The sequence below is a fragment of the Lacrimispora sp. 38-1 genome, assembly GCF_049890855.1.
Classification (GTDB): domain Bacteria; phylum Bacillota; class Clostridia; order Lachnospirales; family Lachnospiraceae; genus Lacrimispora.
In genome coordinates this window covers 147,280-167,190 of the sequence record NZ_JBANEW010000027.1, presented here as the reverse complement: position 1 = coordinate 167,190, position 19,911 = coordinate 147,280, and the positions used below count along the sequence as shown (strand labels likewise).

Sequence of the window (19,911 nt, the reverse complement as noted above, 5' to 3'; positions counted from 1 at the left end):
CAATACACTGACAGAATCCAGTATCCCCTGATTCAATTGCCTAAGCGTCTGTTATTTCTCGGCTTTCAATGTAGAAAGCACTTCCTGATACTGATCAACAATGGATTTTGCACCTTCCTCAGGTGTAATATCTCCGTAAATTACCTCCTGGATGATATCCTTACGAATGGTTTCCAGTTCGGTATTAGCGCTTATAGTGTTGATATTATATGAATCAGGCTGGCACAAAGCCACCGCTTTTTTCTGTGTCTGATTGAGCAGTCCTTTTTCTTCCAGAGTTTTTTCAGCAATCTCAGTCGGACAGTAGCCTCTTGTCGTTTGTAAAATCTCAATTGCTTCCGGGTCATTCTGCATAAAGTCTAAGAATCTGGCCGCTTCTTCCTTTGCCTTGGAATTATCATTAATGCAGAACCCCATATTGCTTGAAAAATCCACACCACTGGAAACTGCCTGTTCCTGTACTGGTATCTTCATGACATCAATTTTGCTCGTTGTGGAGGATTCGTATTTGGGTGCGGAACCGGTGTTGTCTAATAGCATACCGATTTTACCATTTACCCATTTGTTATTCTGATCCATCTGTCCCACAAAAACAGCTGCTTCACCAAATGGCTCCAGTGTATTTGTTTCATATAGTTCCAATACATTTTTTAATGAAGCTGCCATCTGCTCTTCGGTAAAATTCAGTTCATAGGTATCCTGGTTTACCAGACTCTCTCCTGTTTGCTGAGCAATGTACTCCAGTACAATCAGACGATTTAAAACATCAATATCAGCTGTCATGAGATATGAATCCGGATCCTCTGTATGAACTTTGCTACCAAGCGTCTTTAATTCATCCCACGTCAGTTCCTTTGTGGTATCAATACCAAATCTGGAAGCAAAATCTGTATTGACATAAAGAACCTGACCGCCTACCGTGCAGGGAAACATTACCGGCTCTCCATTGTACATTCCTGATTTTTCAATCGTATCCTTTTTTAATGTTTTAAGATCAACGGGAAGTGCAGACAAGTCTGCGAGATAATGCTTTGCATCCTGTACATCTGCAATCCAGTCTCTGGAAAACTGAAAAATATCCGGAGCAGTCCCACTTGATAAGGTAGTCATCATCTTTTCATAGTATCCGTCATATCCCTGGTACTCACCTTCAATTGTTACATTTGGATGCTTCTTTTTATAGAGTTCGATAGCTTTTAAAGTTGCCTCGTGCCTGGAATCCCCTCCCCACCATGCAAATCTTAATGTGACCGGCACACTGCTTTCTCCTGACTGTGATTCTGTCTGTGAAGCACTGCTGTCAGCCACAGTGGTAGTTGTACCGTTTCCTGACGATGAGCTGCAGGCACTTAAGGATACAGTAAGAGCTGCTGCCGCGGCCAGTGAAAGAACCCCTCTCCATTGTTTTCTCATAAAAATCCTCCTCTTAATCTTTAAGATGTATTTCTAAATAATCATACCATAAACCGGCATAATTAAAACTACGTCGCCTATTGCTGTGGATATCCTGATATTCTATCTTTATTTTACAAAACTATCATTATTTTATAGATTCTGCTCCCTTCTTGCAAAGAATTTTCTTCTTTGTTATACTAAGATTTCAAGAACTGTAATGAAAGTCAGACAAACAGGGGGATTTTATGTATCAGTTACTGGTTGTAGATGATGAAGTGAGCTCCCGTAATATTCTGGCTACCTGTTTTCCATGGGGTGAGCTGGGATTTGAACTATGCGGACAGGCCGGCAACGGGAAAGAGGCATTGGAAGCTATCCTGTCTGGAATAGTGCATGTTGTATTTACAGATATCAGCATGCCTGTTATGGATGGAATTGATCTGGCAAAAGCCATATCTGATATGAAAGGACACAAGCCATTGGTGGTTTTCTTAAGTGCCCATGATGATTTTAAATATGCACAGGAGGCAATTAAATATGGCGTCCGCTATTACGCTTTAAAACCGTCAAGCTTTGGAGAATTAAAAGAAATTTTTGGAAGAATCAGGGAAGAGCTGGATGAAAAATATCAGGTTAATACCTCCTTCACAGGTGATCACAGCGATAAAACCATGAAAAAAGTATTGGAGTACTGTACAAAAAATTACAGAGACGGGTCACTGGCAGATTTATCCCAGTCTATGTATTTAAATCCATCCTATCTCAGTCAGCTGATCAAACAGAAAACGAATAAAACGTTTTCTGACCACATACTTGAAATTAGAATGAAGCAGGCTGCGGTCTTCCTTAAGGATCCGTCCATAAAAATTTATCACGTCAGCAGTATGGTAGGGTATGTTAACTCCAATAATTTTACCCGGGCTTTCCGGGCGTATTTTGGAATCACTCCTACGGAATACAGAAACAGAATGGGGAACCAGCAATGATATATAAAATATTATGGAAAAAAAAACGTTCCATTCGTTATAAATTTTTCTCCAAAAGCCTGCTTACAAACAGTCTGCTCCTTTTAATACCTATCATGATGATCGGTCCTTATAGTGTGGTACAGTCCACCAGAGACAACACAACTGCCATCGAAAAAAGTACCTATCAGACACTACGGCAACTGGAAAAAACCATGGATTTACTATATTCACACATTGACAATGCCAATATATTTTTTTCTTCTAACCCAAGAGTCACTATTCAGTTAAAAAAAGCTTTTAACGAGCATTCCCTATCTCTGGATTCTATAAAAAACATTGAAAACCTGTCCCTATATTTCCAAAATCTGATTTATACGGATCAGTATATTGAAAATATCTATGTCTACTATGAAAATGATAACAACCGGATCTATCTTCCTCAGAAAGGTGCGATTCAGACCGTCACTTCCCCCGATGAGAAAGGGTTTATACAGACCTATGAGCATTCAGGAAATAAAGACATATGGATGGAGGTTCATAAAAAGCAGACCTCTTATTCCTCAAACTCTGTTGATTCTCTGATGATCTACCAGCGGCTTTACACCCGCTCAGGCCTAAAACCAGCCGGACTTATCGCTTTTGAGTATAATTTAACGAAACTGGATCAGTATTTTAAAACTATGCTGCAATACGAGAAACAGAGCGTCTATATCGTTGACTCCAGCCGGAATGTTATTTATACCAACAGCCAGTCTTCTACCCCAGGACAGGAGCTCAATACCCTTTTTCCGGAACTCACCCAGGAAAAGGAAAACCACCTGTTTGATTTAAAGAACGGGAACGTATACAATAAAGCCGCTTATTTAAAATCTCCCCGGACCAATGGCCTCACCTATTTTACGTTTACTCCCTCCAGTGAAATCTACAAAACAACCAGAAATCTGTCCGGTACTTATCTTCTTCTGACATTTTCTGCCATTATATTGTCCTTTGCTTTGGCTTTTTACAAAACCAACCGCGAGTATTTATATATCAACCGCATAATTGATATATTCAGCAATCCAGATGAAGCCCAGAAGTATTTTGACCAGATGAATGGAAACGCTGCTAATCCATTTGAATATATTATGCTCAACATCATCCGCCTGTTTCTTGACCAGAAATACCTGAAAATTCAGGCTTCAGAACGGGATTACCGAATGCAGACTTTAAAAATGCAGGCACTTCAGCACCAGATCAACCCTCATTTCCTCCATAATACCTTAAACATTATCTACTGGGAGGCGGTGCGGCTGACTTCATCGGAAAATTCCTGCAGTTCCATGGTATCAAACCTTTCCTCTGTCATGCGCTATTCCTTAAGCGATCCCCAGGAAACTGTTACCATAAGGGAAGAAATCGGCTATCTAAAGACCTATCTGGATATTATGAAAAGCCGTTATACCGATCGTTTTAACATTCATTACCGCATTGATGAATCCTGTACCATCTACTCCATAAAAAAGATGATTCTTCAGCCTCTTGTGGAAAATTCCATCTATCATGGAATTAAGGAAAAAGAAGGCAAAGGAACCATCTGGACAGGAATTCGTAAACTGAAAAATTCCATTTTAATCTATATTCTGGATGATGGAGTTGGTATTACTCCGGAAAAACTGCAGGATATCCACAATCGGCTTGGAAACGCTTCCGGAGATTGTGCAGACCACATTGGTCTTACCAATACGAATCTCCGGCTGACACTGGCTTATGGAGACAAAGCAGGTTTGCAGTTAAAAAGCGTCTATGGAAAATATACTCTGGTATACTTCCTGCTTCCCCTGAATTAAAAGCAGTTCCTTAACCTTAGCAGGTGGCACCGCCCACCAGATGCAGCTTTGCATCCAGGATTTCCTGCTTCCTGCTTAAAATGTCATCGGAAAGAAGCTGGGCTTCTACATTCTCAAAGCCAATCCTCTCAATGGTATCTGCAAACCGTTCCCCAGTCTGCCCCTGTTCCCGAAACAGAAGAATGGTCTTCTCAACCACAGACAGCACTTCCTCCTCGCTCTTAAAAATCCTGCCAAGAGCTTTGCCGTGGTTTATCTTTTTCCCCCATCTTCCTCCGATGTACACAATAAATCCAGGTGTCCCCTCTTCAATCACATCAAAGGGGCATTTTCCTATGCATCGTCCGCAGTTGTTGCAGATCTCCTGGTCGATTTCAATCAGGCCGTCGGAAAGCTTTGCCGCTTTCATGGGACATGCCGTTTCAACCTGGCATTTCTTGCAGCCATTACACATATCTTCGTCTACACTGGGAATCATCTGACCGACGATGCCCAGATCATTTAAATTGGGCTTTACGCAATTATTGGGACAGCCTCCTGTGGCAATCTTAAATTTGTGAGGCAGCTTTACCGTGTGATAACCCTTGTAGAACCGCTCATGAATCTTTTCCGATAAATCAAAGGTATCATACAGCCCATACTGGCAGGTGGTTCCCTTACAGGATACAACCGGGCGCACCAGTGATCCGGTTCCTCCTGTCTCCAGTCCCGCTTCTGCCAGACAGCTGCGAAATGCCTCGATGTCATTAAAATGAATTCCTCTTACCTCTACTGTTAAACGTGATGTAAATTCTACGTCTCCGTTGCCGAACTTTCTTGCTGCCTTAGCAATGGCAGCTGTCTGATCTGCTGTTATTTTACCATTTACCGTAATTACACGACCGTTAAATAAATCCGTTCCCTTATTATTTAAAAAACCCAGCGCTTTAACCCTCTTAATCTCATCCGGTTTTAATGTGCATGACATAATTCTACCGCTCCTGTATTCTTTTTATTTATGAACCTTCCACTTCTGTAAAAGTAATTCCGCCTTCCAGCACCCTCGTATGTTTGTAGCCGTAGTAATCAAGCCGGTTTTGAAGCAGATAGGCACGCTTTCCCCTGTTGCAGACCAGAAGAATATGATCCTCCTTATCAAGGTCTTCTATAAGTCCGTCTACCTCTGTTAATTCCACATGCATCGCTCCTGGAACAGAAGGAACCTGCCCGGCATCCACCAGCTTATAACCTTCTGCCATTCCCTTTGCGTATTCCGCAGGAGTCATGGATTTTAAATCGCCCTTTAACTTATTAAGTAAAATATTTAAGGTATGTACAAATGGATGGATTGCTGTAGAAAATGGAGGCGCATATGCAAGATCCATATCAGCAAGATCATTTAAATCCGCTTTGCACATGATCGCAGTCACTGCCATATCCACAATTTTATCAACTGCCCCGCTGCCAACTGCCTGAACACCCAGAAGGCGGAGCGTTTTCTTATCAGCGATCATCTTAATAATAAAATAGGAAGCACCCGGCATATAATGCGCCTTGTCATCCACCACCGTGATCACACTGGCTGCATCAAACCCTTCCTCTATGGCCTGAGCCTCTGTCAGTCCGGTTCTGCCGGCATTCAGTCCTGGAAGCTTACACACTGCCGTACCCAGAACGCCGCGGTAGGTGTGCTCTTCTCCTGTAATATTCTGCGCTATGAGCCTTCCGCTGATATTGGCCGTTGATCCCATGGGTGACCATGCCGGTTTTCCTGTGATGGCATTTCTCACCATGGCACAGTCTCCTGCCCCATAAATATCCTTATCATTGGTTCTTCCCTGAGAATCGGTGATAATGGTTCCCTTAAACATCTCGATTCCGGTACCCTCCAGGAATTCTGTATTGGGTCTGATTCCTGCACAGAAAACAACCATATCTGCTTTATAGGCACGTTTATCCGTTACTACCTTCTCAACTTTTCCATCGCCCTCTAAAGCGGTTACCTTCACCCCTGTCACAACAGGAATTCCTGCATCAGCAATTTTACGTTCCAGATAATCAGAAACCTCCGGATCAAAACCGGGAAGAATCTGAGGCGCCATATCCACTACAAATGGCCTGATCCCTTCCGCTGCCAGATTCTCTGCCAGTTCCAGACCGATATAGCCTGCACCAACCACAACAGCCTTCTTTATTCCTCCATTTACCGCAAGATCCTTAATCCGAATGGCATCCTCAGGCGTTCTCATGGTAAATACATTCTGAAGTTCGCTTCCCTCAACAGGCGGAATAACCGGACTTGCTCCGGTTGCAATTACAAGCTTGTCATAGTGATAAACCGTTTCTTCTCCAGTCTCCAGATTAACCGCTGTCACCGTTTTTCCTTCACGGTCCACTTTTGTTGCCTCTGTGCGAACGAATACCTTTGCCCCTGTGAGTTTCTCAAACTTCTGAGGGGTATTGACGATCAGCTGCTCCTTCCCGGGAATCACATTTCCTACAAAATACGGAAGTCCGCAGCCTGCATAAGAAATGTTTTCTCCTTTATTCAAAATGATCACTTCATTTTCTCTGTCTTCCCGCATAAGCTTTGCAGCTGCCTTTGTTCCTGCAGCAACACCGCCAAGTACAATCACCTTCATCGTTTTTCTCCTTATAATTTATTTCTGAAAAAATTGATTATTTATTATCAATATCATAGCACTTGTTTTTTGTACCGTAAAATAGTATTATCTAAAGCATGATATTGGTTTTTTCTATACCAGATGAAAGGGGGGAATAAAATGGCAACATTAAAACAGCTGAGAACTTATATAGCGGTGGCGGAGACATTAAAAATGAGCGAAGCGGCCAAACGTCTCTACTTATCTCAGCCTACGGTAAGTCAGATTATTGCAGATCTGGAGAAGGAATACGAAACGACATTTTTTAAGAGATATCCCAGGCGGCTGGAGCTGACACCCATGGGAAAGCTTTTCTGGGACAGAGCTCTGAATGTATTAAACAGCTATGAGACTTTAAACCAGTCCATGAAAAATACTGCTGTCATCCGTCCTCTGCGGGTCGGTGTCACCTTAACCATAGGAGATACCATGATCAGTGACATTATACAGAAACTGAAAAAAAGCCATCCGGACATCTCCTGTTCTGTTTTTATAGAAAATACAAAGATACTGGAACACCGCCTGATTCACAATGAGCTTGATATCGCACTTGTAGAAGGTGTGATATTAAATGATAAGATTCATACAGAACCGATTATGGAAGACGAACTGCAGCTGATTTACAGCAAAGATCATCCTTTTTCAGGAAAGGACGTGATCAGGGCCGAGGATTTATATAACTGCGAATTTATTTTGCGGGAAATTGGCAGCGGAACACGCTCCATTTTCGAAAACCTCATGCAGACCCGCCACATTCCCTACTGTGTAAAATGGGAATCCTACAGCGGATCTGCCATTCTTGACGGCGTAGCGCGCAACCTCGGAATCGGAGTTATCTCCACCCGCTATGTAAAGAGCACTTCCCTGTCTGAAGTTATCCATGCCCGTCCAATTAAGGATATGCCCATGAACCGGTACTTTTATCTTTGCTATAATGTGTGTCACTCCTTTAACTCCCAGATGGCTGATTTCAAGGAGGCTGCTAAGTCCATGAAATAGAGAGCCAGCGGGAGTTTCCTGCTTTCTATGACGTAGGAAGCAGGATTTCCATGCCGTCATAGGCAAATTCAATCCCATCATACTGTTTTTGCAGCCTTAAGTAGTCATCGTAGGATTTTCCCCAGTCTTCTTCTAAATGGGTAATTATCACTCTTCCTATCTGATATTTGTCCTTCAATTCAACAATCTCTTTCATAACAAATAATTCTTTACGCAGATCATTTGTTTCTTCAAGCACAAACCCATCCTTTAACTGATCTCCCACAATGGTATTGCCAATAATCAGAACTTCGGCTTTATAAAAAAGGAGATGATCCGGAAATGGTTTCACGTCGCAGGGTGCATATATCACTTTCTGATGATGATTTCCTATTACAAAAACCGTTACTGTACCGCTTTCATCAACCGGTACAAGCTCAATATGTATCCCGTTTTTGTCCATATGGTTCATATTCCCGACTTTTGCAAGTCCCATGTCTTCATAATATTCCAGCATGGAACCATACTTGCTGCACTGGCGTCTCAGCTCCTTTATAATCTCAGGCATTGCCCCTACTGTCAGAGGATGGCCGCAGGTTATCCCCACAGACCGGGCCAGCCAGTCCATCTTCAACTGTTCAATCACCCGGATTCCCATGGTATGATCCGGATCTGCGTGACTGAATAATATGGTATCAATTTCTTTTACATCTGCATGGTTTAATGCTGCATTGATATCTTCCGGCGTATCAATTAATAAGTTTAAATCTTCTAGATACAGACTGCAGCCACATCTTGCATAGGGAACACCTTTTATTCTGGCTTCTCTGCATATTCTGCATTGGCATAATGGTCTCGGAATGCTGACACATCCCCCTGAACCGATTATTTTAATTTTCATATTTCTCCTCTCAGTTATTGAAAATTTTTCTCATCTCGTGTGATGTTGTTACAGACATCATGCTTCACTTTTTTTATAATAGGAACGTAAACAACCCACTCATGGAAAGAAGGAAAAACAATGAATACACAAACCCTTGTTGTTATAAAAGAAAACTGCCCCCAGAATCACCCTTGCCCCTCCGTCCGTATCTGTCCGGTTGGTGCCTTAAAGCAAAACGGGTTCCAGGCTCCCACCGTGGATATGGAAGCCTGCATCCGCTGCGGTAAATGCACCAGATTTTGTCCAATGAATGCGCTGCGATTAGCCTGATTTTCATATTTAGAAATCATTTGGACTTAGGAGCAGATTCTCTTGAAAGAAACTTTCCCCCGCATTACAAGATGCGAGTTTCATTTATGAAGTCTGCTCTTAAGTCCTTCTGATATCAACCTGTTTTGTACATATTTGTATTTACGATGTTAGTTATTTTACCCCTTACTTTATTAACTCTTTATATCTTTCCCTTTTCTATCAAACGCTTTACTTCCATATCAAAGTCAGAAATTATCTTTTGATTTTTATTGAACTCATCATATTCTTTTTCTGCTCTTTCCTTTGCTGTTTTGCTTGATACTTTTCCCAAGTCTGGTAATATATCATACCTTCGAAAAGCCAAAAATTCATTAATACTTGACGCAAATTCTTCCATTGTAAATGTATTTTCACGTTCAATAAGATCTTCAATATAGTCAAAGTATCCTGAAACTGCACGTTCCAGACTTCGGATTTGTTTCTCATCCAAATAATTTTTCGCAACGGATACATCCGACTTGAGCACACGGCCATCAGGTGCATTTTTCCATGTAGTTAGCCCCATATTGTCTTTGCTATGATCTGCTTTTGTATAAACAATTTCTGCTGCAGTTTGTCCAGTAATAGCATAATGGAACTTATTTTGCACCATTGCATAGAAATGATGTGTGATCTCAGCGTTTTTATCATAGTCTATACTGCATTCAGCAAAAATATCAGTAACCTGCTGCCAAATGCGACGTTCACTCGCTCGGATGGAACGAACTCTATCAAGCAACTCTTTGAAATAATCTTTTCCAAAGGCAGTTTTCCCTTGTTTTAATCGTTCATCATCCATCGCAAACCCTTTGGTCATATATTCCTTCAATACACCAGATGCCCATATTCGGAAATTGGTGGCTCTTTTAGAATTCACTCTATATCCTACGGATATAATTGCATCTAAATTATAAAAATTCGCTTCTCCTGTCTGTGTTTTTCCTGGAATTGCGCCATGTGAAGTGGTTATTTCCATTTTGGAAACAACCACTTTTTCATCCAATTCGCCTTCTTCAAATATCTTTTTTAAATGTTTACTAATTGCTGGTGGCTGTACTCCAAACAAATCTGCCATAGCCTTTTGAGTCAGCCAGATAGTCTCATCTTTAATAACTGCATTGATTGAAATATCCTCCTGCTCCGCACGATAAAGTAAAAATGGAAATTCTTTCATTACACATCCACCTCGATTTCTGCTATTAAATCTTTTTCTACTATAATATCATTTGATTACTTACGTCTAAATGCTCCGGCAATTCCCCACACAGCTCCAAACAAAACCGCTGCACAGGGCCAGATAATCCAGGTCCTGCCCCAGTCCTGAGTAAAAAAGCTGATCCCCAGATAAACAGCAGTCACAATACACCAGTAAATGGCCGGAACACGTTCTGTTTTTTTCTTTTCCAGTTTTTTCGCTTCCGTGTAATCTCCCTCCTGAAGAAGAATCTGAAAACAGGATTTCTTCTCCCCCGCCAGAATCAGCAGGTAAACAGCTGCTGCCACAATAACAAACAATACTTCCAGGCAAATGGTCTGTATGAATTCAGAAGCATCTAAGGAAGATGCAATCAGCAGCGGACATACGGAAATAATACACAGAAACACACCTGTGACCGTATAGATCCGGTTGATCCCTTCATACTCTGCCATTTTTTTACGAACAATTGCTTCTACTCCATATTCCAGCCGGAATACTTCTTTTTCAAGACCTCCAAATCGTTCCATTTTCATCCCATTTAATATGAAAAACACGGTAGAAAGTCCAACAATCAGAAGCAGAACAATGACACCAGCACCCCCTGCCATTCCTTCACTGATCACATTTTCTTTATATTCTGCCAATGCGCCAAGATAAATAAGAACAACCGGCGACAGGATACAGGCTGAAACAGCCCCAGCTACCTGCTTCGATGCTTTGATCTTATTCTCCATAAATTCGCCTGCAACTTCCATGGTGATTCGTTTCATCCCGTTTTCACAATCAGGAACCTCTGACGAAACCGCCGGTAAGTCTTCCAGCTCCTCCTTCAGCAGATAATCCGTTGATACACCAAATAACTGGCTGAGCTTTAAGATCCGCTCCAGATCCGGAATGGAAGCCCCTGATTCCCATTTGGATACTGACTGTCTGGACACATCCATCTGGAATGCAAGTTCCTCCTGGGACCATCCGTTTTTCTTTCTGAGTTCCATAATTTTTTCTGCTAAAATCACAATTATCCATCCTCTCATCATTCATTTTGATCACCCCGCCCACCCTTTGCTTCATGGTTTTATTATTGCCTCACCAAGAGCTGACGATGTCTGATGACTGTCTCTATTATAAGATTTTCATCGGTTGTCAACTACCAAGTGCACTGTATGATCTGACAACCAGCGGTTGCAATTGGCAAAAAGCGGAGGTTAAATAGATAATTAAGACTCAGATAATCAGAAAACGGGAACATAATATGGCTCCTGCCGTACTCATTAAAGTCCCAAGCAGATAATATTCTGCGAAATCCTGATCTTTGGATATCCGGTCATATCTGGCTATGGATTTGGCCGTTAAAACAAACCCCGCTGCGGAATACTGTCCTCTGGATATCAAAATCAACATGATTATTCGTTCCAGTGTACCAATCAGCCTTCCTGCATTGCGGTTTCGTTTCATCTCCCCCGGCCTGTCCATGGGTTTATAGATCAAAAGCATTTTCTGAATTATTAAATTCATGGGTTTATGTACAAGGAGTAAAGCAAGAATCCAGGCTGCAGTGACCTCAAAAGAAATACCGGCGGTATCAAAAAAATCAGTGACTATCTGCCACTTCCATGACTGAAAATGCAGAGAAGCCGGGATATAAGAAATCACCAGAAGACTGGTAATATGCAAAATCTGATCCACGCAAAAAATATTCCGTTCCTTTTCCGGTGTTTTTTTCTTTTGACTGGTCAATGACTTCAGATAAAAAAACTTCCCTGCATCAATGACAAAATGACAAAAAGCCGCAGTCATACTTAAATATATCGCATTTGCCGGTGAAATCAGCAAACTGATTAACACCATGGTACCCAGATAGCTGAAACTATGAATCAAGACCCAAAGGAACCTGTTCTCCTTCTTTTTTACAGTCTCCTCTGTCTGTGTATAAAAATCCCCCAAAACGTGCCCTAAAAGGAGCACAATCATATATTGTTTCAAATTCTAATCACCCAATTTCCCCAAATGCCTTTTCTACAGTATCAAAAGCTTCTTTATAAGCATAGTAATTTCCGGTCACCAAAACCCTGTTAACAGTTGGCTGTTTAATATTCAGTCTTTCAGCTGTATCCGTCTGGTTATCCCGATGCTCCAGCATATCCTGAATAATCTCTCTACGTCGCATTGTCCAGGTTGATTTTAAGGCTGTCATCAGGCCAAATATTACGTTTATGAGTGCCTGTGATTCCTGATTTTCGCCCTCCACCTCCAGCCGGATATCGGAAGCACTGGTCTGCTTCTTCTTTTCATTCTCCTTTAAGTATTCAATGGCAGCTCTCGCCCTGTAGTACCCAGGTCCATCCGCGCCGATGGCCATATACGGATTGATTTCTGTAGTAATCTTCCCCACACCGATTCCGAACCGGATCTTAACCGGATACATTCTGCCTTCTATTTTTGATATAATCTGCATTATTCTGGTTCCATTTGATAATAAGCCCTGAAATTCGTCACCCAGAGTGATCATAAATCCGGACGCAATATCCTCTGAATATTGCTCATTAATTTCATTCAGGACCACTGCCAGTTTTTCCTGAACTTCTTTTCTTCTTTCAATTGCTTTGGATCCCTTTATATCACCGATAATTGCGATATAAGGCTGATAATTTATTAAAAAATGCATTCTGATACCTCCAATGGCTATAATCATATTATATAGCTTATTATAGCTATAATCAACAATTATTTACCAGAGAAGCTATATAATTATGATCTTCATTTAAATTTCCTTTAACATCTGCGCGGGATTTTCAGCCGCCTTTACTTTTCCCAGCGCCTTTTGAATCACTCCCTGTTCATCAATTAAATACGTGGTACGCACCACACCCATGGTCTTTTTTCCATACATATTCTTTTCCTGCCACACATCATAGGCCTGAATCGCAGTCAGTTCTGTATCAGACAGAAGGGTAAAAGGCAGTCCATTCTTTTCTTCAAATTTCTTATGAGAAGCCACACTGTCCCTGCTGATGCCGATAACCACTGCATCCTTTTCAATGAACTGGGGATAAAGCTGTGCAAAGGCGCAGGCCTGGCTGGTGCAGCCCGGCGTCTGGTCCTTGGGGTAAAAATAAAGAATCACTTTCTTTCCCCTGTATTCTTCTAACGTATGGATCACTCCATTCTGGTCCGGCAATTCAAATGACGGTGCTTTTGTTCCTGTTTCTAACATCTTTATTCCCCTTTCCGTCTGTCTGTTCTTATTATTTCAAACAGCGAGACAATCCATTTTATGTATTTATATTATCATGAATATAGAATTTTGTAGATAGAAAGGGCAAATCAATTTCTATTTATTCCGCGGTCCGGCAGGGAATTTAATCTCCGAAATAATCAGCCCTGCCAGGGTAAGTAAAATACCCAGTGCTGCAATGCCTGTAATCGTCTCGTGAAGTATAAGCACAGAAGTGATAACCGTAATCACCGGTACCATATATATATAAACACTGGTTTTAACAGCCCCCAGTATCTTCAGCGCATAATTCCAGGTTACGAAACAGATAGCGGATGCTCCAAGTCCAAGAAATAAGATGTTAAATAAATTAACCGGCTTTATGATCTGGCTGATGTCCGGTTCAAACTGAACGAAAAATAATACAGGTATCATAAATAACAGCCCGTAAAAGAAAATTCTTCGTGTTACTAAAATGGTGTGATAATGATACCCGCTGATTTTCTTTGTGAGAACGGAATAGATGGCCCATACCACTGCAGCCAGAACTGCCAGTATGTCTCCCAATGGATTTAATTTCAGATTACTGCTCCCGTTAAAGCTGATAAGAAATATCCCCGCCACTGCCACTGCAAACCCGACGAAAAACTGGACTCTCATTTTTTCTCCGTCCAAAAGCAAATGGGCGAAAATTGCAGTGAAGAACGGTGCAATGGAAATAATGACTCCCACATTTGAAGCAAACGTATAGGTTAATGCTATATTTTCCAGCAGAAAGTAAAGAGTGATGCCGCATAATCCTGCTCCTGCAAAATAGAGCTCCTGTTTCCTTTCCTTCACGTTCAGCCGGTGGGGATATAACACAAGCAGTGCAAGAAAGCCGATTACAAATCTTATAAACAATATTTCAATCGGAGTAAATGCCTTTAAAAGTATTTTAGTCGATATGAATGTGGTCCCCCAGATAAAAATTGTAAACAATGAAAACAAATGTCCCTGAATCTCTTTTCTTCTTTCCATGAAAACCCTTTCTGTATATCAGCCAGCTTTAAGTATCTTTAAATATTTTACTGTACTGTTTCGGTGTCAGCCCTATGTATCGCTTAAAAAAGTTGGAAAAATGGCTTTGATCGCTGAACCCCGTCTGCATTGCCGCTTCAACAGGCATTGCTCCCTGCTCCAGCAGCTTCTTTGCTCTGTCAATTCGTATCGTCTCCAGATAGCTGTAAGGCGAAATTCCCTTTTGCCTGGTAAATGACCGAAGCAGATAGTACTTACTCAATCCTGTCATTTTGCAGAGATCATTAAGGGAAATATTCTCCATATAATGAGCTTCCAGGAATTCACAAATCGTCCTTGCCTCCGTGCTTTGTTCTGTATGTTCTTTCGGTATATGCTGTTTTGTGTGTTCTTCAACCAGCTGCCCCAGAAGGAAGAAGTATAATTCCTCTTTTTTAAAATCCGTTTCTTCCTCCATAATCATCTGATGCAGTTCCTTTAGTATACCAACCAGTTCGCTATGAAAAATCACCTGAGGAGTAAAATAAGGCAGATATTCTTTTCCCGTTATTTCAAGCATTACCCTTTTCATCATTTCAGGCTGGATATTAATACAGCGATAATCAAAAGGGTTTCCGTCGATTTGCTCGCAGGCGTGATTATCCCGAGGATTAAACAGCAGTAAATCCCCTGGTTCTACGGTGTAATCCCTGTTTTTACAGTGTAAATACCGCTGGCCATTTTCAATAAATCCTATTACATAATAATCATGAAAATGGTTGGGAAACTTTTGCATGACACCTTGAAAATGATATGCCTCAACATTTAATTCCCCATCATATTTCACAGTCCGTATTTCCTTCTTCATAAACTGAGTCCTCCTTTCTCCCCTGTCTGAAGCATAGTATAACATAAATAATGGTAACTTTCTTGTATGATATTGCCTCTGACAGTGCTAAAACACACCTGTTACCACTGATAACCCACCTCTTGCCTGAAACATATTTACAACGCTGTTGTTTTCAGATAGAATTAGCGCATATTATAAATCAGGCGCAGGCAGCTGATTATAAAGAACAGGAGGATTGATATCATTTTATTATGAAAATACAAATAGAAATCGATACGACTTTGCAGGAAAGTGAATTACGGATCCGCTGTCCGGAAATCAATGAAGAGATTACCCTGATTCAGAAAATGATTTCGGAACTGGATAACAGCCAGAAACAGATGGTTTTCTATCAGAATGATACGGAATTTTATTTTCATGTAAACAGAGTCCTGTTTTTTGAAACTGCCGACAAGGGCATTTTTGCCCATACTGCCGATGACGAATTCCTGGTAGAATATAAGCTTTATGAGCTGGAAGAGCTTCTCCCACCTTATTTTATGAGAATCTCCAAATCTACCATATTAAACACCACAAAGGTTTACAGCATTACACGCAGCCCCACCGCCTCCAGCAGGGTGGAATTTCAAAACTCCTATAAAAAGGTCTATGTATCAAGAAATTACTATAAGATTTTAAAATGGAAGCTGGATCACCAGCACATGGAACGATAAAAAGAGAGGTAAAATCAATATGCAAAAAAACAGATTATTTTGGGGAATTATGTTTCTCCTGGCAGCCGCATTTGTAATAATCGGAAAGCTGGGCTATCTGGGCAGCTTCAGCCCGTTTTCCTTAGTCTTTACTGTATTTATGCTGGCCATCATTGCTAAAAGTATCCCACGTTTAAATTTTGGGGGAATCTTATTTCCTATTGCATTTCTCTGCATCACCTATGACAAGGTTCTGAATATAGAGAACCTGACTCCCTGGACAGTTCTTGCCGTAGCACTCCTTGGAAGCATCGGCTTATCTCTGCTGTTTCACAGGAAAAACCATTGCTGGTATTCTCATCATCATAACTGCAGAGGCATTGATCACGATCCAGTTGAAATTATTGATGTGGAAGACAACAACCATATAAAACAAAGCACCACTTTTGGATCCAGCACAAAATATATTAACACGGATAATTTTAAACAGGCTGATTTAGAGTGCAGCTTTGGCTCCATACAGGTTTATTTTAATAAAGCACATGTGGAAACAGAGGCCATTGTCCGCATTGAAGGCAATTTCTGCGGTATCGAACTCTACGTTCCAAAGGAATGGCGGGTAGAAAACCAGATTGAAACAGTAGTTGGTGGAGTGAGCGAGAAAGGAAGAGGGAGTATCAGCAGCGATACTGCTCCTGTTTTAAAACTGGTTGGCGAGCTTAATTTCGCAGGAGTAGAAATTATTTATATCTGATGTCAAAAACGGGCTTCAGTCAATTATGACTGGAGCCCATATAATTATTATCATTATCCTTTCAGCAATCCATGAACTTCGCATAAATCATTCTTCTGCAATTCAACCAAATCAAAGCTTACAGAAAGACCATCATAATTTAACATCTTACCATAAAGAACATCATCCAACCCCAGCAATATTTTAATACATTCCACTGCCTGTAAGGAACCGATCACACCAACTACCGCTCCCAGTACCGGACCTGGCCGTTTCAGCTTTGTATTGCCATAGCCAATGCATTCCAAACATGGAAAATCTCTTTTTACTGACATAACAAAACCATAAAAACCATATACGCCCCCTTCAACCAAAGGAATATCCTGTTTTATGCATTCCCTGTTCACAATTAATCTTGTTTCTACATTATCAACACAATCAATCACTACATCTGCACCACTTATTATCTTCCCAATATTCTCTCCGTCTATCCTTTCAGAGACAGGATTGATTGTGATTTGAGAGTTTAAACTGTTTAAGACATCTCCTGCCAGCTCTGCTTTATTCATTCCCATATCATTTTCATGGTAGAGGAATTGCCTGTTTAAGTTGGATTCTGATACGGTATCATAATCAATCAACGTTATTGATCCGACTCCGGCACATGCCAGATAAGTCAGAACCGGTGAAGCAAGACCTCCTGCACCAATCACTGTGACTTTTGAATTTTTTAATGCATTCTGTCCCTCTTCACCAATTTCTTTCATTAAAATCTGACGTTCATATCTCATAATCAGCCTCCTCCTACCGGTGGAAACAGGGCCAGAACATCCTCATCCGTTACAGATGCATCTAACTTGGAGTGCCTTCCGTTAATTAAGCAGATTGCCACCTCTTCATGAGGTATGTGAAAATAATCTATTACCTGAGCAGCTGTCTGAAACTGACCGGCCTCCAGGAAGGTAATCTTTTGCCTGCCTTCACGGAACGTAGCAAATAATCTTACTTCTATCATCATAACCTCCATTGTTGATTTGCAGTGTTTTATACTGTCGTATTCTTTAATATATAAATACAGGAAGGATTTTATAAATGAAGCATCGCTTGCACTTAAAATCCTTCCTGCATATAATAGTGACACGACTAATTTTATTGTTTTTTTGTTACCGGTATGGAAACTATAAGCCCAGACGTGCTAATGTTTCCTCAGTCGGAAATGCATTTTCCCAACCGCGTACTTTATAATATTCCGGTAAAGTAATTTTAATCTGGCTTACCTGACCTTTGGATGGGCCATCCGGAATCGGCTCCTCTGTCAGACGTTTTGGAAGTCTGTCATCTTCCGGCTTCATACCCGCAGCTTTGTTAAACAACCGTTCAATATTATAGATCCGCTCTCCTACTTCTAAAAGTTCCTCAGCAGTATAGCTGGTTCCAGTACCGGCATTTAACATGGCGGCATATTCAAGTGCTCCCAAAGCAAATGAGGTGAACAGGCAAAGTCCCATAGAATCAATGACAGCAGTCAGGTCCTGGAATATCTTCGTCCACAATGCCTTTCCTTCGATTTCGGTGCGGTCTAACTGCTGGGGTAAGCCAAGGATCTCCGGTGAGATTAAATAACCTCTTACATGGCAGCCGCCCCGGTTACTTGTTGCATAGGTGATACCAATTCCCTGGATGGCACGTGCATCGTATGCGGGCATCTCCTGTTTCTTAACACTCATGGAAATTTCAGGATGTCCATAGTATTCACATAAGCGGTAAGAACCCTGGGCCATAAGCCTGGCTAACGGAATATCTGACTCACCCATCCGCTTGGTCCACTCTATGATTGCCTCTGTATTGCCCCACTTTAACGGCACGCCTTCACATTCTTCTTCCTTAATCAAACCCTTTTCATACAATTCCATGGCTGCCGCGATGGTACAGGGAGTAGAGATCGCATCTAATCCATATTCATTGCACCAGTAGTTGGCTGTATTAATTGCATTTAAATCATTAATTCCACAGTTTCCGCCATATGCCCATAATGGTTCGTATTCCGGTCCGCCTGCAACCTTACCTTCAACATTGATAACACGGCCGCAGCCGATGGGACATCTATGACAGAAACTCTGTTTTACAAGATACTGGTCTTTTAAGCTTTCGCCGGAGGTATCGTCCGCTTCCTCATAATAGGACTCCTGCCAGTTTCTGGTTGGAAATGCTCCTGTATTATTAATAATGTTAACAAGTACTGCTGTTCCGTATGTGGGTAAACCGCCTCCGGTTACACCATTCTCTTTTATCGCTTTTAAGCATCCTTTTGTCACTTCCTGCAAAGCTTCCGGATCATATGATTCAATGGCTGACCTGGTTGCTGTAGCAGTAATGGCTTTTAAATTCTTTGACCCCATAACTGCGCCGACACCGCTTCTGCCTGCTGCACGGTCTTTATCATTCATAATTGCGGCTAATAAGGATAATTTCTCGCCTGCCGGTCCGATATTTAAAACGGAACACTTCTCATGTACTTTTTTTAATTTCTCATCAATTTCTTCACTCATCATGCCAACATATTCATCTGCCGGCAGAATCTCTATCTTATCATCCACAACATTGATATAAACTGGTGTCTTTGCCTTTCCTTCCACTATAATGGCATCCCACCCTGCATATTTGAGCTTTGCGCCCCATACACCACCGGAGTTAGAACTTGCAATCATACCGGTTAACGGTGACTTCGTTACAACCATATAACGGCCGGAAGTCGGTGTCTTTGTTCCGGTCATGGCACCTGTTATATAGATTAATTTGTTGTCTTCCGACAAAGGATCAACTGTTGCAATACCTTCATCGTATAGCATCTTGGTTCCGAGACCGCGGCCTCCGATAAACTTTCTGGCCAGATCCATATTAAGTTCTTCTACCCTGATCTCTCCAGTTGATAAATTAATTCGGGCTATCTTTCCATTGTACGCTGTCTGCATAATAACACCCTTTCCTTTCATTGTTTAAAAGTAAACAGTAACGAAATAGAAAAGGAGTCCTTTCCAAACGCGGGAGGCACTAATTCTTAGGTTAGTACCCATAGGTTTTATCTACTCAAGATAAAACTCGGATCCTTAAATTTATTGTACATTATTCGACAAAAAATTGCAATTAGTTTTTTGTTTATTGCTTTTTAAACAAATTTA

20 protein-coding genes and 1 riboswitch are annotated in these 19,911 nt (G+C 41.3%); of the genes, 6 read left to right on the top strand and 14 right to left on the bottom strand.

Annotated features, from left to right (window positions below; translation table 11 throughout):
- Positions 1–51: 51 nt before the first annotated feature.
- Positions 52–1,413 (bottom strand): ABC transporter substrate-binding protein, encoded by a 1,362-nt coding sequence (locus V7D18_RS06035; protein ID WP_426152423.1) that lies wholly within the window; start codon positions 1,411–1,413, stop codon positions 52–54.
- A 227-nt stretch (positions 1,414–1,640) separates the two neighbouring features.
- Here V7D18_RS06035 and V7D18_RS06030 point away from each other — a divergent pair, with 227 nt between their 5' ends.
- Both V7D18_RS06030 and V7D18_RS06025 read left to right on the top strand, forming a co-directional pair.
- Entirely contained in the window at positions 1,641–2,381 is a 741-nt protein-coding gene (locus V7D18_RS06030) for a response regulator transcription factor (RefSeq protein ID WP_426152421.1), read from the top strand.
- Positions 2,378–4,192, top strand: a complete 1,815-nt coding sequence (locus V7D18_RS06025) for a cache domain-containing sensor histidine kinase (RefSeq protein ID WP_426152419.1) — start codon at positions 2,378–2,380, stop codon at positions 4,190–4,192. Before V7D18_RS06030 ends, V7D18_RS06025 begins: the two co-directional genes overlap by 4 nt.
- 16 nt (positions 4,193–4,208) lie before the next feature.
- Here the strand turns inward: V7D18_RS06025 and V7D18_RS06020 are convergent, their stop codons facing one another.
- Positions 4,209–5,159 (bottom strand): 4Fe-4S binding protein, encoded by a 951-nt coding sequence (locus V7D18_RS06020; protein ID WP_426152417.1) that lies wholly within the window; start codon positions 5,157–5,159, stop codon positions 4,209–4,211.
- A gap of 28 nt (positions 5,160–5,187) precedes the next feature.
- Entirely contained in the window at positions 5,188–6,813 is a 1,626-nt protein-coding gene (locus V7D18_RS06015; RefSeq protein WP_426152415.1) for an FAD-dependent oxidoreductase, read from the bottom strand.
- Between the two features lie 141 nt (positions 6,814–6,954).
- On the opposite strand from V7D18_RS06015, the gene V7D18_RS06010 reads away from it, so the two are divergent.
- Entirely contained in the window at positions 6,955–7,833 is an 879-nt protein-coding gene (locus V7D18_RS06010) for a LysR family transcriptional regulator (protein WP_426152413.1), read from the top strand.
- Positions 7,834–7,858: 25 nt separating this feature from the next.
- Here the strand turns inward: V7D18_RS06010 and V7D18_RS06005 are convergent, their stop codons facing one another.
- Positions 7,859–8,713, bottom strand: a complete 855-nt coding sequence (locus V7D18_RS06005) for an MBL fold metallo-hydrolase (RefSeq protein WP_426152411.1) — start codon at positions 8,711–8,713, stop codon at positions 7,859–7,861.
- Positions 8,714–8,833: 120 nt separating this feature from the next.
- Here V7D18_RS06005 and V7D18_RS06000 point away from each other — a divergent pair, with 120 nt between their 5' ends.
- Positions 8,834–9,025 (top strand): 4Fe-4S binding protein, encoded by a 192-nt coding sequence (locus V7D18_RS06000; protein ID WP_426152409.1) that lies wholly within the window; start codon positions 8,834–8,836, stop codon positions 9,023–9,025.
- Between the two features lie 181 nt (positions 9,026–9,206).
- Here the strand turns inward: V7D18_RS06000 and V7D18_RS05995 are convergent, their stop codons facing one another.
- The 7 genes from V7D18_RS05995 to V7D18_RS05965 all read right to left on the bottom strand — a co-directional run bounded on the left by V7D18_RS05995 (position 9,207) and on the right by V7D18_RS05965 (position 15,325).
- On the bottom strand, positions 9,207–10,220 hold the full coding sequence (locus V7D18_RS05995) for a virulence RhuM family protein (protein ID WP_426152407.1): 1,014 nt from the start codon (positions 10,218–10,220) through the stop codon (positions 9,207–9,209).
- A gap of 56 nt (positions 10,221–10,276) precedes the next feature.
- Positions 10,277–11,278 carry a helix-turn-helix domain-containing protein gene (locus V7D18_RS05990; RefSeq protein ID WP_426152645.1) on the bottom strand — a complete coding sequence of 334 codons (1,002 nt, stop codon included), beginning with the start codon at positions 11,276–11,278 and terminating at the stop codon, positions 10,277–10,279.
- Positions 11,279–11,468: 190 nt separating this feature from the next.
- On the bottom strand, positions 11,469–12,227 hold the full coding sequence (locus tag V7D18_RS05985) for a DUF3307 domain-containing protein (RefSeq protein WP_426152406.1): 759 nt from the start codon (positions 12,225–12,227) through the stop codon (positions 11,469–11,471).
- A 7-nt stretch (positions 12,228–12,234) separates the two neighbouring features.
- Positions 12,235–12,909 carry a SatD family protein gene (locus V7D18_RS05980; protein ID WP_426152404.1) on the bottom strand — a complete coding sequence of 225 codons (675 nt, stop codon included), beginning with the start codon at positions 12,907–12,909 and terminating at the stop codon, positions 12,235–12,237.
- A gap of 96 nt (positions 12,910–13,005) precedes the next feature.
- Positions 13,006–13,458 (bottom strand): peroxiredoxin, encoded by a 453-nt coding sequence (locus tag V7D18_RS05975; RefSeq protein ID WP_426152402.1) that lies wholly within the window; start codon positions 13,456–13,458, stop codon positions 13,006–13,008.
- Positions 13,459–13,575: 117 nt separating this feature from the next.
- Positions 13,576–14,478: a DMT family transporter gene (locus V7D18_RS05970; protein WP_426152400.1), complete on the bottom strand. Its 903-nt coding sequence runs from the start codon at positions 14,476–14,478 to the stop codon at positions 13,576–13,578.
- A 28-nt stretch (positions 14,479–14,506) separates the two neighbouring features.
- Positions 14,507–15,325 carry an AraC family ligand binding domain-containing protein gene (locus V7D18_RS05965; RefSeq protein WP_426152398.1) on the bottom strand — a complete coding sequence of 273 codons (819 nt, stop codon included), beginning with the start codon at positions 15,323–15,325 and terminating at the stop codon, positions 14,507–14,509.
- Positions 15,326–15,558: 233 nt separating this feature from the next.
- On the opposite strand from V7D18_RS05965, the gene V7D18_RS05960 reads away from it, so the two are divergent.
- Both V7D18_RS05960 and V7D18_RS05955 read left to right on the top strand, forming a co-directional pair.
- Entirely contained in the window at positions 15,559–16,020 is a 462-nt protein-coding gene (locus V7D18_RS05960) for a LytTR family DNA-binding domain-containing protein (RefSeq protein WP_426152396.1), read from the top strand.
- A 19-nt stretch (positions 16,021–16,039) separates the two neighbouring features.
- Entirely contained in the window at positions 16,040–16,753 is a 714-nt protein-coding gene (locus tag V7D18_RS05955) for a LiaF transmembrane domain-containing protein (protein WP_426152394.1), read from the top strand.
- A 53-nt stretch (positions 16,754–16,806) separates the two neighbouring features.
- Here V7D18_RS05955 and V7D18_RS05950 read toward each other — a convergent pair whose 3' ends face one another.
- The 3 genes from V7D18_RS05950 to V7D18_RS05940 form a co-directional block, all read right to left on the bottom strand.
- Positions 16,807–17,523, bottom strand: a complete 717-nt coding sequence (locus V7D18_RS05950) for a HesA/MoeB/ThiF family protein (RefSeq protein WP_426152392.1) — start codon at positions 17,521–17,523, stop codon at positions 16,807–16,809.
- Between the two features lie 2 nt (positions 17,524–17,525).
- Positions 17,526–17,750 (bottom strand): MoaD/ThiS family protein, encoded by a 225-nt coding sequence (locus V7D18_RS05945; RefSeq protein ID WP_426152390.1) that lies wholly within the window; start codon positions 17,748–17,750, stop codon positions 17,526–17,528.
- A 160-nt stretch (positions 17,751–17,910) separates the two neighbouring features.
- Positions 17,911–19,704, bottom strand: coding sequence for an aldehyde ferredoxin oxidoreductase family protein (locus V7D18_RS05940; RefSeq protein WP_426152389.1), 1,794 nt, complete (start codon positions 19,702–19,704; stop codon positions 17,911–17,913).
- 40 nt (positions 19,705–19,744) lie between these two features.
- Positions 19,745–19,849, bottom strand: a riboswitch (molybdenum cofactor riboswitch).
- Positions 19,850–19,911: the final 62 nt, after the last annotated feature.